The 15,797-nt window shown below is 69.3% G+C and carries 13 protein-coding genes; 9 read left to right on the forward strand and 4 right to left on the reverse strand.

Annotation, left to right across the window (positions count from 1 at the left end; genetic code table 11):
* Positions 1-82: 82 nt before the first annotated feature.
* From VF632_RS20975 to VF632_RS20990, 4 genes are all read right to left on the reverse strand, one after another.
* Positions 83-1,078, reverse strand: a complete 996-nt coding sequence (locus VF632_RS20975) for an LLM class flavin-dependent oxidoreductase (RefSeq protein ID WP_331024876.1) — start codon at positions 1,076-1,078, stop codon at positions 83-85.
* Between the two features lie 111 nt (positions 1,079-1,189).
* Positions 1,190-1,576 carry a hypothetical protein gene (locus VF632_RS20980; protein ID WP_331024877.1) on the reverse strand — a complete coding sequence of 129 codons (387 nt, stop codon included), beginning with the start codon at positions 1,574-1,576 and terminating at the stop codon, positions 1,190-1,192.
* A 143-nt stretch (positions 1,577-1,719) separates the two neighbouring features.
* The gene (locus VF632_RS20985; RefSeq protein ID WP_331024878.1) at positions 1,720-3,135 is read right to left on the reverse strand and encodes a RagB/SusD family nutrient uptake outer membrane protein; all 1,416 of its coding nucleotides are present in this window, start codon (positions 3,133-3,135) and stop codon (positions 1,720-1,722) included.
* Positions 3,136-3,143: 8 nt separating this feature from the next.
* The gene (locus VF632_RS20990; protein ID WP_331024879.1) at positions 3,144-6,176 is read right to left on the reverse strand and encodes a SusC/RagA family TonB-linked outer membrane protein; all 3,033 of its coding nucleotides are present in this window, start codon (positions 6,174-6,176) and stop codon (positions 3,144-3,146) included.
* A 394-nt stretch (positions 6,177-6,570) separates the two neighbouring features.
* Between VF632_RS20990 and VF632_RS20995 the strand changes: the two genes are divergently transcribed.
* The 9 genes from VF632_RS20995 to VF632_RS21035 all read left to right on the forward strand — a co-directional run bounded on the left by VF632_RS20995 (position 6,571) and on the right by VF632_RS21035 (position 15,640).
* Positions 6,571-8,043, forward strand: a complete 1,473-nt coding sequence (locus VF632_RS20995; protein ID WP_331024880.1) for an MDR family MFS transporter — start codon at positions 6,571-6,573, stop codon at positions 8,041-8,043.
* A gap of 99 nt (positions 8,044-8,142) precedes the next feature.
* Positions 8,143-8,421: a type II toxin-antitoxin system Phd/YefM family antitoxin gene (locus VF632_RS21000; RefSeq protein ID WP_331024881.1), complete on the forward strand. Its 279-nt coding sequence runs from the start codon at positions 8,143-8,145 to the stop codon at positions 8,419-8,421.
* The gene (locus VF632_RS21005; protein ID WP_331024882.1) at positions 8,418-8,717 is read left to right on the forward strand and encodes a type II toxin-antitoxin system RelE/ParE family toxin; all 300 of its coding nucleotides are present in this window, start codon (positions 8,418-8,420) and stop codon (positions 8,715-8,717) included. Before VF632_RS21000 ends, VF632_RS21005 begins: the two co-directional genes overlap by 4 nt.
* 105 nt (positions 8,718-8,822) lie before the next feature.
* Complete coding sequence (locus VF632_RS21010; protein ID WP_331024883.1) at positions 8,823-9,569, forward strand: isoprenyl transferase; 747 nt, start codon at positions 8,823-8,825, stop codon at positions 9,567-9,569.
* A 10-nt stretch (positions 9,570-9,579) separates the two neighbouring features.
* The gene (locus VF632_RS21015; protein WP_331024884.1) at positions 9,580-10,434 is read left to right on the forward strand and encodes a phosphatidate cytidylyltransferase; all 855 of its coding nucleotides are present in this window, start codon (positions 9,580-9,582) and stop codon (positions 10,432-10,434) included.
* A gap of 7 nt (positions 10,435-10,441) precedes the next feature.
* Positions 10,442-11,596 (forward strand): 1-deoxy-D-xylulose-5-phosphate reductoisomerase, encoded by a 1,155-nt coding sequence (gene dxr / locus VF632_RS21020; RefSeq protein ID WP_331024885.1) that lies wholly within the window; start codon positions 10,442-10,444, stop codon positions 11,594-11,596.
* Positions 11,587-12,945, forward strand: a complete 1,359-nt coding sequence (rseP, locus tag VF632_RS21025) for an RIP metalloprotease RseP (protein ID WP_331024886.1) — start codon at positions 11,587-11,589, stop codon at positions 12,943-12,945. The genes dxr and rseP overlap by 10 nt, the downstream gene beginning before the upstream one ends.
* A gap of 161 nt (positions 12,946-13,106) precedes the next feature.
* Entirely contained in the window at positions 13,107-13,487 is a 381-nt protein-coding gene (locus VF632_RS21030) for a TraR/DksA family transcriptional regulator (protein ID WP_331024887.1), read from the forward strand.
* A gap of 197 nt (positions 13,488-13,684) precedes the next feature.
* Positions 13,685-15,640: a di-heme-cytochrome C peroxidase gene (locus VF632_RS21035; RefSeq protein ID WP_331024888.1), complete on the forward strand. Its 1,956-nt coding sequence runs from the start codon at positions 13,685-13,687 to the stop codon at positions 15,638-15,640.
* Positions 15,641-15,797 lie beyond the last annotated feature (157 nt).

The raw sequence follows: 15,797 nt of genomic DNA on the forward strand, positions 1-15,797 counted from the left end.
TCCTCGGCGCAACGTTCACAGCAGAGCAGCAGGGGGAACTTCGCTCAGTTCCTCTGCTGCTCTGCTGCTCTGCGTGCGATCATCAGCCGATGCCGTACTCGCGCGCGAGGAGTTCGTACGAGCGCCGGCGGGCGGCGTGGCTGTGGACCGTGGTGATCACCATCACTTCGTCCGTGCCCGTTTCCACGACGACGGCGTCGATGCGCTCCCGCACGTCGGCCGGGGTGCCCACGAAGGTCAGCGCGCGGTAGCTCTCGGCCACGGCGCGCTCGCGCGGCGTGTAGGGATACGCCGTGGCTTCTTCGGGCGTGGGGATGGGGCCGAACTCGCGCCGCTGCAGCCGCACCCACGCCAGCTGCATGGACGAGGCGAGAAACTCCGCTTCGTCGCGCGTTTCGGCGCACACGGCGGACACCGCCACGATGGCGTGCGGCGCCGGGAACGCGTCCGACGGCTGAAAGCTCTCGCGGTAGGCCTGGAACGCGGGCGCGGGCGGGCTGGGGCTGAAGTGCCGCGCGAACGAGTAGCCCAGCCCCAGCGAGCCCGCCAGCCGGGCGCTCGCGCCGCTGGAGCCCAGCAGCCACACCGGCGGCAGCGGCACGTCGCCGGGCACCACGCGCACCCCGCGGAAGGGGTGCCCCTCGCCGTAGCCGCCGCGCGAAAGCGAGAACATCTCCTCCAGCTGCTGCGGAAACTGCTCGGCGTCGAAGGGCCGCAGCGCGCTCGACGTCACCGGGTCCGTCCCCGGGGCCCGGCCGATTCCTAAGTCGATGCGGCCGGGATGCAGCGCGTTGAGCGTGTGGAACGCCTCGGCAATGCGCAGGGGGGCGTGGTTGGGCAGCATGATGCCGCCCGACCCCAGGCGGATGCGCGAGGTGGCCGCGGCCACGTGCGCGATGACGATCTCCGGGACTGAGCTGGCGATGCTGGGCATGCCGTGGTGCTCGGCGTACCAGCACCGGGCGAAGCCCAGCCGCTCGGCGAACTGCGCCAGGTCTACCGCGTTCCTCAGGGCCTCGCTCGCCGTCGACCCCGACGCGACGGGCGCCAGGTCCAGCACCGAAAGGGGAACCGCCATGTCCGATCCTTCTCCTCGACAAAACGAAACGATCAGGCGCGGAGCAAAGCGGCCCACGGCGGAGTTGCCGCCGTGGGCCCTGGTGAGGCGCTCCCGCGGCCCGGTCCGCGGCTACGGTCTGCGTACCGAGATGGACGACGACTGGATCAGGTCCTCGACGCGAAGCGCCACCCGCTCTCCAGGCGCCACGCGCACGCTCCCGCTGGTGTACCTGGCATCACCACCGATGACGTCGGCGCCGACCTGCAGCGTCTCGGACTGCCCCGCCGACATGCCGCGGTAGGTGAACGTCGCCGTCCGCCCGGACACGACGGTACCCAGCCGCACCGACGTGCCGCCGCGGACGACGTACACCCGCACGTCGCGCCGGTTCTGGTTGCTGACCTCCACCGTCACCGGCTCCGCCGCCGCTTTCCGGCTCGAGCCCGACGCCGAAGCACACGCCGCCGCAACGAGAACGGCCGCCGACATCACCAGCGCGCGTAGTAGGTTTTTCATGGTTCCGTCCGGGTTCGAGACGTGGCTCGACCCTGATGGGCAAGCCGTGAAGGAGAGGGGAAGCAACGCGTGGTGCGGGATGAAAGCGGCGCCCGGGGAATGGTCCCCCGGGCGCCGCATCGATCAGCCTGCACCGGCCGTGCTCAGCACCCTGGCGCCGAGCCCGCGCCACCGCGCGCGAGGCACTCCACGAAGGGAATCGGGAAGAACTCGATCGACTTGTCGCCCGAACGCGGATAGTTGGTCAGCGTGCCCAGGCGGCCGAAGCGGCGCAGGTCGAGCCAGCGGTACCCGCCCTCGTACATCAGGGAGTACCGGCGCTCGTACAGCAGCGCGGTGATGAACGCATCGTCGGTCGTCGGCATTGCGATCGCCGCCAGCCCGCCCGAGTTCGTGCGCACGAAGTTCAGGTCCGCCAGCGCGCCGGGCTTGTCACCCGTGAACCAGCGAGCTTCGGCGCGCGAAAGGATCAGCTCCTCGTTGCGCACCCAGGGAATGGGCGAAGCCGCGCCGCCGGAGCCGAAGAACGGCGCCGCGCGGTAATGCTTGAATCGCAGCGAGCTGATGATGTTGTACCGGTTGATGGTGGTGCCGGTGGTGTCCACCTTGAGCAGGAAGCGCTCGTCGCGCGTCCCGTTCGCCTTGAGCTGCGCGTCGGTCCGCAGCGTGGGCTCCGCCACCTCGGGCGAGCCCGTGGCGAGCGCGTTCGCCCGGTCGCCCGAGGCGGCGCTGAAGGTGTAGTACCCACCGCGGTTGAACTCCGCCCGCGAACCGCTCGAGGTGCTGATGAACGACTCGCCAAGGCTCGTCAGCGCGGCGGCGTAGTCCTTGGTGAGGATGTCCAGCCGCGAGCGAAGCCCCCGGTTGAACTGCCGGAACGTCGTGCTCGGGTTGCTCAGGTTCAGCCCCGAGCCGGTCAGGCCGGAGGGCAGCTTGAAGGTGAACGTCGTTCCGCCCTTGGCCAGGTGGACCGCGCCTTCGTCGAGCAGCTGGCGCGCCTTGGCGTAGACCTCCGCCTGCGGCTTCAGCGGCGCCGGTTCCGCGAGCGGGTCGGCGCTCACGTCGACCACGCCGTACTGGTGCATCATGGCGATCACCAGGTACTCGCTCCCCATCACCGTCTTCACGAAGCCGCGGAGCCCCTCCTTCTGCGCGTCGGTGTACTCCGTAGCCGCCACCTTGTCGATGGCCGTAAGGAGCACGTTCCCCTGCGCGATGGTGCCGTACGGGTTCAGGAAGTTGTGGTTGCCCGCGAAGCTCGACGGGTCGATCTGGCCGGTGACGAGCTCGGTGACGTACCGGCTCTCGTTCGGGTCCAGGTAGTGCGCCTCGCGGCCCACGATCCCGGTGAGGCGCACGCGAGTCGCCGGGTCGATGCGCGCCGAAGCGAGCATGCCGGCCGCCGCCGCGTCCACCAGGGTGCGGTTGGGGTTGGTCTGCAGGTCGCTGAAGCCCGCCCGGTTGTAGTCGGGCACGTTGATGTCCGAGCACGCGCCGGTGGCGAGGACCAGGGCGAGCGCGGAGGCAACGTACCGTTGCCTGTTGCTTGGAATTCGCATGTAATCTCTCAGAACTCGAGGTTGACGCCGAGCGAGTAGACGCGGCTCGGCGGGAACGGAGTCACGTCCTGGTTACGGCCAGCGGACACGTTCCCGAAGTTGCTGACTTCCGGGTCATAGCCCGAGTAGTCGGTCCAGGTCATGAGGTTGCGCCCCGAAAGCTGCAGCTGCGCCCCGCGCACACGGCCGCCCAGCATCTGCGTCGGCACGTCGTAGCTCAGCGCGAGCTCGCGCAGCTTCACGAAGCTGCCGTCCTCGATGTACACCGGCAGGTTGTTGGGCGACGCGAAGAGGAACAGGCGCTCCTCACCCGAGAGGCAGGTCGTTCCGCACGAAGAGAACGGGCGGCTCTCGATGAGGTGGCCGTCGGCGTCGCGCTTGAGGTTGCTGGGCGCGTCGTAATCCGGCGCCGTGAAGGCACCGTCGTAGTAGTTGCGCGTCAGGTTCACCACCAGGCCGCCCTTGCTCCAGTCGAAGAGCGAGCTGAGGCGGAAGCGCCCGAACTGCAGGTCGTTCAGGAAGCCCATCTGGAAGTCCGGCTCGGACTCGCCGATCGGGTCGACCTTGAGAACGCCGGCCTCGTCGCGCCCGTTGTTGGCGAACACCGTGGTGGGCGAGTAGCCCTTGCGGATCCGGTAGCTGCCGTAGGAGTTGCCGAACGAGTTGCCGGCGCTGAACTCCGGCACCGGAAGGTCGGTGACCTCGGTGCGGTTGTGCGAGAAGGTGGTGGTGGTGTTCCACTGGAAGGCGCCACGCTGGATCGGCGTGCCCTCGAGCGACACTTCCACACCCCGGCTCTGCATTTCGCCGCCGTTGAAGTACTCGATCGTGAACCCGCTCGACTGCGGCAGCGTGCGCGACAGCAGCAGCTGGGTGATCGTGCGGCTGTACGCCGTTACGGCCAGCTGGGCGCGGCGGCCGAACAGCGTGGCGTCGAAGCCGCCCTCGAGCTCGGTAACGCGCTCCGGGCGAAGCGTGGAGGAGCCGATCGCGCCGTTGATGGTGAGCTGCGGATTGCCTTCCGTGTTGCTCACCGACAGCGGGGTGTACTTCTGGGCGTACTGCGGCTCACTCCCGCTGGACCCGAAGGCGGTGCGGAGCTTGAGCTGGTCCAGGAAGCCGAACGACCGCGGGAAATTGTACGCGGCCGCCGCCTTGGGGTAGTAATAGTACTGCTCGGTGTCGGCGTTGTTGCTGCTGCGGTCGCCGCGAAGGCTCGCCGTGAGCGAGAGGCTCTCGTTGAACAGGAGCAGCTCCTCCTGCACGTAGCCGCCGAAGGTACGCACGCGCTGGCGCGAGCCGGCCGAAAGCTGGTTGGCGGCCTGGAACGGCAGCTCGAGGCTGCCCAGCAGGTAGCGGCCCGTCACCTGGGCCAGGCGCAGGTCGCGGTCTTCGTACTGCACACCGCCGGACGTGGTGGCCGAGAAGGCACCCGACTCCGGACGCAGGGTGTGCACCAGGTTGACGTTGGTGTTCAGGTTCAGGTTCCTGCCGCCGCCGCTCACCGTGGTACCCGGGTTGGCCGGGTCGGCCTGCACCTGCAGGCTGGGCGGGAAGTACAGGCGGTTGTCCTGATTGAAGTAGTCGGCGCCGCCGGTGGCCACCAGGCGAAGCTCGTGCGCGCCACGGCTCAGAAGGTCGAACTGCGCGTTCGCGGAGCCGATCACCCGCCACACGTCCTCATCGTTCGTGGAAAGCTCCGACGTTTCCAGCGGATTGCTGTCCAGGAACGGGTTGCGCGGGTAAAGGCCGTTCTTCGGCCGGTAGCTGACGAAGTTCGGGGTGAACGAGATGGCGCTGACGTAGCTGGCGCCGGTGTTGTCGTTGCCCGTCACGCCGCGCGCGGCCACCGAGTGCAGGATGTTGCTGGTCGCCGAGAACCGGGCGCGCCGTCCCACCTGCTGGCTCACGTTCAGGTTCAGCGACTGCTTCTCGTAGCCCGTGTTCGCCGCGATGCCCTCGTCGTTCTGAACCAGGCCCGAGAGGAAGTACTGCGTGGTCTCGCTGCCGCCACCCACGCTGAACGTGGTCTGGCGCTGCGGGGCCTTGCGCCCGAACACCTCGCGCTCCAGGTCGTACGTCGCGATGGGCGACCCGTCGGCGTTGAAGTACTGGCCGACCGTGGTGGCGTCGACGTAGCCGGCGTCCATGGCCCGCTCCGCCGTCCACTCGCGCGAACCCAGGGTACGCGAAAGCTCCGCGTAGCCGAAGCGCTGCGAGAACGTGTACCGGGGCGCGCCCGCACGGCCACGCTTGGTGGTGATCACCACCACGCCGGCCGCGGCCCGCGAGCCGTAGATCGAGGCGGCGGACGCACCCTTCAGGATCTCGATGCTCTCGATGTCGTTCGGGTTGAGGTCCGAGATGCGGTTGACGACCACGTCCTGCGTCGAAAAGTTCACACCCACGGCACTCGCCGCACGCGAGATGGCGTTCTGGCCGCCGGGAATGGCCACGTCGCTGACCACCACGCCGTCCACCACGTACAGCGGGGTGGAGTTGCCGGTGATGGTCGCCGGGCCGCGCAGGCGGATCTGCACGCCGCCGCCGGGGGCGCCGGAGTTGGTGCGGATGGTCGCGCCGGCTACCTTGCCCTGGAGCGCGCGGTCTACCGTCTGGGCAGGCGCGTTCCCCACCAGCTGCCGTGCATTCACCACGGCGACGTCGTTGGCGAGGTTCTCACGCCGTACGGCGGTGGCCTGGCCGGTGACGACGACGGCATCCAGGTTCAGGATGTCGTCCTGCAGCCGCACGTCTACCGAGCTCTGTGCCGCGGCTACGGCGACCGTGCGGGTGGCGAGGCCGAGCCGGCGAACGGTGAGCGAAGTGGCGCCAGCCGGAACGGAGATCGTGTAGCGGCCGGCGGCGTCCGTCTGGACTCCGCGCGTGGTGCCCGTGATCGTGACCGAGGCGCCGCCGACCGGGCGCTGGTCGGGCCCGGTCACCGTGCCGCTCACCTGCCGCTGCTGGGCGGAAGCGTCGGAGGCGCTGCCGGCGATCAGCAGCAGCGTCAACACAAACAATAGAATTCGTTTCGACATACATCCTCGTGGGGGGGTGTTTGAGAACTCACGCGTACCGCGGCTGTGCGAGATGACCTCTCGATGCGCAGGGGTGGAATGGGAATGCGCGAGCGCCATGGCTCCCGCATGGAGCGGACGTCCGAACACACAGAAGGGACGGCAGGGCTGAGAGTACCGGAGGCCAGGCTGGCCGGAAGGTGGTCTGAATGAAGGAAGGTACGGCGTCGCCATGACTTGCGCAAGCTACTCTGCTGTTGACGGGGCTCGGCTCACGGGAAGCGCGCACGGGGAGGGTCTGCGCCGGCCCCTCCCTTTCGCTTGTGCACTGCCGCGGGTACGCTGGGTGCATCCAGAGCAGGTCGGCGGCCCGGTGGCCGCCTTTCGCGTTTCGGTCCTTTCCAGGCAGACCACGTTGAAGGAAGCAACCACCCACCGGGGGCTCGTGTTCACCGGGCTGCTGCTGGCCATGTTCATGGCGGCGGTCGAGGGCACCATCATCGCCACGGCCATGCCCAGCATCGCCGCCGAGCTGGGCGGATTTTCGCTCTACAGCTGGGTGTTCTCGTCGTACCTGCTGATGCAGGCCGTGGCCATCCCCATCTTTGGAAAGCTCTCGGACCTGGTGGGGCGCAAGCCGGTGTTCATCGCCGGCGTCGTCGTGTTCCTGGTGGGCTCGGTGCTGTGCGGCTTCGCGCGCACCATGCCCATGCTCGTGGCCTTCCGCTTCGTGCAGGGGCTGGGGGCGGGCGCCGTGCAGCCCATCACCACCACGCTGGCGGGCGACCTGTACTCCATCGAGGAGCGCGGGCGCATCCAGGGCTACATGTCGGGGCTGTGGGGGCTGGCGTCCATCGTGGGGCCGCTGGTGGGCGGCATCGTGGTGCACAGCGTGGGCTGGCCGTGGATCTTCTGGGTGAACGTGCCCTTCGGCATTGCCTCCATTGCACTCGTGGCGACGTACCTTCACGAGGGAGTGGAGCGCGAGAAGCGGCAGATCGACTATCCCGGCGCCGTGCTGCTGCTGGCGGGCGTGGGCTCGCTGATGCTGGCGCTCACCCAGGCCGGCACCTGGGGGGTGGCCGCGGCGGGACCGCTGCTGGCGGTGTTCGTGGTGGCGCTGGTGCTCTTCGTCCGCCAGGAGCGCCGCGCGCCGGACCCGCTGATGCACCTGGAGCTGTGGGCCAGCCCGCTGATCCGCTACGCCAACCTGGCCACGCTGGCGTCGGGGATCATGATGATCGGGCTGATCACCTTTCTTCCCACGTACGTGCAGGGGGTGCTGGGCGGGTCGGCGCTGCTGGCGGGGTTCACCCTGTCGATGATGACGCTGGGGTGGCCGCTGTCGGCGTTCTGGGCGGGGCGCAGCATGGTGACGATGGGCGTCCGGCGGCTGGTGCGCACGGGGGGCGTGGCCCTGCTGGCCGGCACGCTGCTGATCGCCCTGTTCTCGTCCCGCGGAGCCCTGCCCGCGGGAATCGGCTCCTTTCTCGTGGGAGTGGGGCTGGGCTTCGTGAGCACCACGTCCATCGTCGCCATCCAGACGACGGTGGCGTGGAACCAGCGCGGCGTGGCCACCGCGTCCAACATGCTGATGAGGATATTGGGGAACGCCCTGGGCGCGGCGCTGTTCGGCGGCATGCTGAACTACCAGATGGCGCGCTACCTGGAGCGCCAGGGGCTGGAGGGGCGCGTGTCGCTCGACAACATCCAGGACCTGCTGGGAGACGCCGCCCCCCGCGCCACCCGGCTGGGCACCGACGCGCTGGCGCTGGTGCGGGGCGGCCTGGCGGAGAGCCTGCACTGGGTGTTCTGGGGCGTCGCGCTGATGGCCCTGCTGACGCTGCTCGCCGCCTGGCGCATCCCGGAGTTGCGGCGCGAGGACTAGATTGCAGAGGTGCCCCAGGCCGGAATCAGGCTGAAGGTTGCTGCCGAACCCATACCGTGCAATTATTCTTGTACACCATTTAGTACAGGAGTTTGTACGATGCAGATTCGATTGATTGAGGACGTTCGCCCCCTTTCTGAGTTCCGTGCCAACGCTGCCGCGTTCGTGGAGCAGGTACAGGCGACGCACCGGCCCATCGTGCTCACGCAGCACGGGCGGAGTGCGGCCGTGCTGCTGGATGTCGGCGAATACGAGCGGTTGACCGAACGCGCGGAGGTGCTCGAGGACATCCGCCTCGCCGAGGAGCAGGTTGCCCGCGGCGAGGGGGTGGAGCACAACGAAGCCAAGCGCCAGGTCCTTGCGCGTCTGCGCCGGTGAACGTCGTCTGGTCGCCCCTTGCGTTGGAACGCGTGGTCGGCATCGGCGAATTCATCGCCCAGTCCCGGCCACAAGCCGCCGCGAACGTCGTCGAGCGCCTCTTTGATTCCGTTTTGCGTCTGGCGGAGTTCCCGGAGAGCGGGCGCCACTTGCCCGAGTCGCCCCGGGCCGACCTTCGCGAGGTCATCCATGGGAACTACCGGGTCATTTATCGGCTTGACCCGCACGAGGTTGTCATCCTGACGGTACGGCATGCTCGACAGCACCTGTCGGCTGATGATCCCGATCTGTCTTAGCGCGCTTCCGCGACCCCTCCGCGTCCTCCGCGCCTCCGCGTGATCCAGTCGGTTCAAAAAGAACTTGCTTTGACAAACCCGCCGCAGCCGTCCATCTTACCCGGCATGTCTTGCGAGCAGCTCCTCCAGGAAATCCGGCTGAACGGAACGGTGCCCCGCCACGTGGCCGTCATCATGGACGGCAACGGGCGATGGGCGCGGGAACGCGGGCAGCCGCGCGAGTTCGGGCACCGCGCCGGCATGCAGGCCGTTCGCCAGGCCGTGGAGGCCGCGGGCGACGCAGGGGTAGAGGTGCTTACGCTGTACGCCTTTTCGCAGGAGAACTGGGGGCGCCCCGCCACCGAGATCTCGGCGCTGATGGGCCTGCTGGAGCTGTACGTGCGCCGCGAGCGCCGCGACCTCAAGGAAAAGGGGATCGAGGTGCACTGCATCGGCGAGCTCGACCGGCTGGGGCCGCGCACCCGCGCCGCCATCCAGTCGATCGTCGACCACACCCGCGGCGGAACGCGGATGCGGCTGAACCTGGCCATCAGCTACGGGGCCCGGCAGGAGATCGTCCTGGCCGCGCGCAAGCTGGCGGAGCGCGTGGCCGCCGGAACGCTGCTTCCGGGCGAGATCGACGAGGAATTGTTCAGCCAGCAATTGTACACGCCGGCGGACCCGGACCCGGACCTGCTGATCCGCACCTCGGGCGAGCAGCGCATCAGCAACTTCATGCTCTGGCAGCTGGCGTACACCGAATTGTACGTGACCCCCGTGCTGTGGCCCGACTTCGGCCGCGAGCACTTCTTCCGCGCCCTGCTGGACTACCAGCGGCGCGAGCGGCGGTTCGGCCGCGTCCTGGCTTCCTGAAGATTCTCCCGTGGCGGCATCGGAAACGCTGAAGCGCGTCGGCGTGGCCATCGCCGGCATTCCCCCCGCCCTGGCCGCCGTGTGGATGGGCGGCTGGGTGCTGGCGGGGCTGCTGGCGCTCTGCGCCGCGCTGACGGCGTTCGAGCTGTACCGCATGGCCGAAAAGAAGCCCGCCCGGCCCCTCGCCTTCCTGGGCTCGGCCGGCGCAGCGGCCATCGTGCTGGCGGCCGGGGCCATGCCGCAGGACGGCGTGCGCAACCCGCTCCCCACCATCGCCCTCGTCCTGCTGGCCGTCACCGCCGCCTGCGTGTGCATCTGGGCGCGCGGGGTAGAGGGCGAGCCGCTGGTGTCCACCGCCGTCACCGTTTTCGGCGCGGGGTACGCGGCGCTCCTCGGCTTCGGCCTCTACCTGCGCCACCTGCCGGAGCTGCGCGGCGAGCTGCACGGCCCGGCGCTGCTGCTGGCCCCCGTTCTCCTTACCTGGATCAGCGACTCGGCCGCGTACTTCGGCGGGCGCGCGTTCGGCCGGCGCAAGCTGATCCCGCGGGTCAGCCCCGGAAAGACGGTGGAGGGCGCGCTCTCCGCCGTCGTGGGCGGGGTGATCGGCGGCATCGCCTACGCGTACCTGCTCACCAGCTTCTGGACGTACCAGCCCACCCTGTGGGAAGGCGCCCTCCTTGGCCTTCTGGTCTCCGTCTTCGCGCAGCTGGGCGACCTGGCCGAGTCGCTGTGGAAGCGCGACGTGGGGGTCAAGGACTCGGGGACGCTGCTTCCCGGCCACGGGGGCGCGCTGGACCGCTTCGACTCGCTCATCGTCACGCTGCCCCTGGGGTACGCCTTCTTCGCCCTGGTCGTCGGCCCCTGACCGCGGGATGAAGGGCGTCGCCATCCTGGGGGCCACCGGCTCCATCGGCGCGAGCGCGCGCGCCGTCCTGCGCCAGCACCCGAACCGCTTTCACGCCGTCGCCCTGACCGCCCACCGCAACGCGGGCGCCCTGCGCGAACTGGTGGCCGAGCTCCATCCCTCCCTCGCCGTGATCGCCGACGCACCCGTCCCGGGCGACCTGCCGCCGGGGCGGACGGAGTGGCGTTCCGGGCGGCAGGCGCTGCTGGACGCCGCCACGCACCCCGACGCCGACATCGTCATCAACGCCCTGGTGGGCGCCGCGGGGCTGGAGCCCACGCTGGCGGCGCTCCGTGCGGGCAAGCGGGTGGCGCTGGCCAACAAGGAGTCGCTGGTGTGCGGCGGGCCGCTGGTGCTGGAAGCCGCGCGGCGCGGCGGGGGCGAGCTGACCCCCGTGGACAGCGAGCACAGCGCCATCCTGCAGTGCCTGTCCGGCACGCGGGCGGAGGACGTGCGCCGCCTGGTGCTCACCGCGTCGGGCGGGCCGTTCCGCGCGTGGCCGCTGGAACGCATCGGTGCCGTCACCCCCGCCGACGCCCTGCGCCACCCCACCTGGAACATGGGCTCCAAGGTCACCATCGACAGCGCCACGCTGGCCAACAAGGCGCTGGAGGTGATCGAGGCACACTTTCTCTTTGGTGTGGGGTACGACCGCATCGAGGCCGTCGTGCACCCGCAGTCCATCATCCACTCGATGGTGGAAACGGTGGATGGATCGGTCCTGGCGCAGATGGGGTTTCCCACCATGGAGATCCCCGTCCTCTACGCCCTGACGTACCCCGAGCGCCTGCCGTACGAGGCGCGGCGGTACGATCCCGTGGCGGGGGGCCCCCTGACCTTCGAGGCGGTGGATACGGCCCGGTTTCCCGCGTTCGCGCTGGGATTCCAGGCGGGGCGCGCGGGGGGAACGGCGCCGGCGGTGTTCAACGCCGCCAACGAGGTGGCCGTGGCCGAGTTCCTGGCCGGCCGCTGCACCTTTCCCTGCATCGCCGAAGCCATCGCCGACGCGCTGGACCGGTGGCCGAACGGCCCCGTCGACACCCTGGACGACGTGCTGGCGGCCGATGGATGGGCCCGGCGCGCCACGAACGATTTCCTGAACCAGCTGGCCCCGTGCTCCTGAGCATCCTGGCGACCCTCGTCGCCCTTTCGGTCCTGATCCTCATCCACGAGCTGGGGCACTTCTTCGCCGCCAAGTCGGTGGACATTGCCGCGCCCACCTTTTCCCTGGGGCTGGGGCCGCGCGTGGCGGGCTTCAAGTGGGGCGAAACGGACTTCGTGATCTCGGCCATCCCGCTGGGCGGCTACGTGAAGATGGCGGGGATGGAGGACGACGAGGCCATGGAGGTGCTGGAGGGCGGCGAAAAGGCGCCCCCGGTGGACCCCGCGAGGACCTTCGACGCCAAGCCCATCTGGGCGCGCACCTGGGTAATCTCGGCCGGGGTGATCATGAACCTGGTCTTCGCCCTGGTCGCCAACATCGTGCTGGCCGCCGGGCAGGGCGAGCCGTACATCGGCACGCGGCAGGTGGCGCCCATGCACGAGTTGGGCGGCAGCGCCGCACAGCTGCGCCAGATCCCCGTCGGGGCCGAGATCGTGTCCGTCGGCGGGCAGCCGGTGGCCCACTGGGACGCGATGCAGCGCGCGTTGGCAGACGCCCCCGCGGGCGCGGTCGCCGTCGGCGTGGCGGGCCAGGCGCCGGTTACGCTGACCCTCCCCGAGCGGGGCCGCAGCCGCGACACGCTTCAGCAGGCCCTGCGCTTCTTCAGCCCGCCGGTCGTGGGGGGCGTGCTTCCCGATCGTTCCGCCGCCAAGGCAGGGCTGCGGCCCAACGACCGCATCGTGGCGCTCAACGGACAGCCCGTTACGGCGTGGCACGAGGCGGTGGAGCAGTTCCGGAACAGCCCCGGCAAGCCCGTGAAGGTCGACGTGCAGCGCGGCGGCGAACGGGTGTCGCTGACCCTCACTCCGGCCGCCGAAGAAGAGAAGGTGAACGGGCAGAAGCGGATGGTGGGGAAGATCGGAGCGGTGGAGCTTCCGCTGATCCACCACCGGAAGCTGGGGTTCGGGGCGGCGATCGGCCACGGGTGGAACGAGACCGTGGGCATGGTGGAGCTGCTGCTGACCACGCTGCGCGACCTGGTGACCGGCGCGCTGTCGCCACGCAACCTGGGCGGCCTGCTTTCCATCGGCGAGGCGTCGGGGCAGAGCGCCGAGCAGGGCGGATGGAGCTTCCTGTACTTCCTGGCGCTGCTCTCGGTGAACCTGGCCGTGCTGAACCTGCTCCCCATCCCCATCCTCGACGGCGGACACCTGATGTTCCTGCTGGTGGAGGCGGTGCGCGGCCGGCCGCTGTCGGTAGAGGCGCGCATCCGCCTTTCGCACGTGGGGCTGATCATCGTCGTGGGGCTGATGCTGTGGGCCAACGGCAACGACGTGGTGCGCTACGTGGAGCGCTTCCTCAGCCGCTGAAACGCGCGGCCGGGGCGCGCACTTGAACGCGCCCCCCATTTGGTGCTACATTTCCCGGCTGTTCCGCACCTCTGCCGGGAACGGATGTTCGTTCGTTCGGGCGCGCCCCGCTCCGGGGCTTCCTGCGCCGGGCCACACCAGTGACAGTCGAGACAGGCGACATGGATCGGACCCAAATCGAATCCATCGAGCGTCTTCTTGTGCGCGAGCGCGACAAGATCAGGCGTTCCATCGGCCGCTTCCAGCAGCACTCCGTCAGCCGCGACTCTGCCGACGCGGACCTTTCCAGCTATTCGTTCCACATGGCCGACCAGGGCACCGACGCCATGGAGCGCGAGAAGTCGTTCCTGTTCGCCAGCAAGGAAGGGCGCTACCTGTACCGCATCGAGGAGGCGCTGCGCCGGCTGTACACCGAGCCCGAGGCGTTCGGCATCTGCCACGGCTGCCAGAACGAAATCCCCTTCCAGCGCCTGGAGGCGCTGCCGCACGCGCGCTACTGCCTGGACTGCAAGCGCCGCGAAGAAGACGAAAAGGCGGCCTGAAGAACTTAGCTTCACGCGGAGGGCGCAGGGAAAACGGAGAGGACGCAGAGAAACGATGGTGTTTCTCTGCGTCCTCTCCTTCATCTCTGCGTCCTCTGCGTGAATCAGTTCACGAAGAAAGTTCGTGCATTCGCGCGGTGCGCCGCTTACTGTTCAAGGATGATGCGGGTCGTCCTTCCTTCGCGGCGGAGGCAACAATGTGGACCAGGCGTGGAGTGGCGGGATGGGTGGTTCTGCTGGCGGTGGTGCCCTCGCTCGCCTGCGAGGGCGGGCAAGGAGGTGACGGTGGGGAGAAGGGCGCAGACGGGCCGGTGGTGAGCGCCGACAGCGTCAAGGTGGGGCCGCTCACCCCCGAGCAGCGGGAGCAGTTCTATCACCTGGCCGAGGGAAGCGAGATCCTTCCCTACGCCTGGATCCGGGCGCTGCGCAACCCCGCCGACCGGTCGAAGTTCTTCCTGGAGTCTCCGGAGCGGTTCGGCCTGATCGCCGACTCCGCCAACGCGGACGGGCTTCCCGTGGGGGTGACGGTGGCCACCACGGTCGACACGCGGTTCCTGGGCGTTCGCATGCTGGGCTTCAACTGCTCGGCGTGCCACGTGAACGAGATCACGTACGGGGGCAACCGGCTGCGCATCGACGGCGCGCCCAGCCGGTTCAACACCGACGTGTTCGGGAACGACCTCACGCAGGCCATGAAGGAAACGCTCAAGCCGGCGCACCTGGTGCAGTTCATCCTCGACCTGCTGCGCCACCGGGAGCCCAATGCCGGGCCGCCCAGCCACCGGCTGAACCACAGCAGCCATCCGTCCGCCCGGCAGATGCTGGAGGGCCTGGTCGACGCGGAGCGTACCGCCGCCGAGGCGGCGTTCCTGGGGGAGCTTGGCCAGGCGCTGCGGGCCGACTCGGCGGCAAGCGCCGCCGTGAACCTGCACTACCTGCCGTTCGACAGCGCGGCGCCCGGGTTCCAACAGCTGATGCAGCGCTACAACCAGGAAAGCCTGGGCGCCGCGCACGCCCGGCTGCGCGCGGCACTTCCGCAGGAGCCGGCCGTGGCTTCCGACGCGCAGGCCACCGCGGCCCGGCACGCCTCGCTGGGCGAAATCCTGGTGATCGCCCGAATGCTGCGCGACCGCATCGAGTTCATGGCGTCGGTCGCCGGCAACACGCCCAAGGTGCCCACCACCGCCGACGGTCCCGGCCGGGTGGACGCGTTCGGGGTGGCGCGCAACCGCCTGTACCCCAACGACCCGGTGCCGACCACCGCGCCGGTGAGCTTTCCGCACCTGTGGGGGTTCGCGCAGAACGTGTGGCTGCACTACGACGCCAACACCAACTCGGTGATGGAGCGCAACCTGGGACAGGCGCTGGGCGTGGGCGGCGTCTACGACCCGGTGACCCTGAGGTCGACGCTGAACCCCATCAACCTCCACCGGCTGGAACTGCTGGCGCGGCAGCTTCCGGAGCCCACGTGGCCGGCGTTCTTCCCGCCCATCGACCGGGCCAAGGCAGCGCAGGGGGAGCCGCTCTTCGGCACGTACTGCGCGGGGTGCCACCAGGACCCGCCCGCCCGTGACGCCTGCTACCCGCTGGAGTCCATCGGGACCGACGCCCTGCGGGCCGTCAACTTCACGGAGCCGCTCGGCAACGGCCGGTTTACCGACTCGGTGGCGCCGGTGCTGCACAAGATGAAGACCGCGGCGTACGAAACGTTCAAGGTTCCGCCCGCCCAGCGGCAGGTGATGAACGGCATTCCGGACAGCGCCGTGGTGTGGCGCACCACCGGGCAGTACGGCATCCGCACGCTGCGAGGCACCTGGGCCACCGCGCCCTACCTGCACAATGGCTCCGTCCCCAGCCTGTACGAGCTGCTGCTGCCCGCGGCCCGGCGAAGCACCACGTTCCCGGTGGGACACGCCGAGTACGACCCCATCCGCGTGGGCTACGCCATGAACGCGCCCGCCGGCACGGCCCGGTTCACCACCACGGTTCCCGGGAACAGCAACCAGGGCCACGAGTTCGGCACCGACCTCAGCGACGTCGAGCGCTGGGCGCTGGTGGAGTACCTGAAGACGCTGGGCGCCTATACGGGTTCCCGGCCGCAGCCCGTGGGAACCCCCTGCCCCAACCTGAACGGGCCCATCCAGCGCCGCTGACTGAAGAACTGCAGCTTCACGGTAGAGTAGACGCCAGGGCGAGGTTACAGCTTCGCCCTGGTCGCCCCTCTTCGAACCGGACGTGCGGATTTCCCGCATCCGGCTCACCCGGCAGGTTCACCGGTTGGCTATCGGAGAGTTGCGCGCATTGGCCTAC

This window comes from Longimicrobium sp. (genome assembly GCF_036388275.1).
In the GTDB taxonomy this organism is placed as follows: Bacteria; Gemmatimonadota; Gemmatimonadetes; order Longimicrobiales; family Longimicrobiaceae; genus Longimicrobium.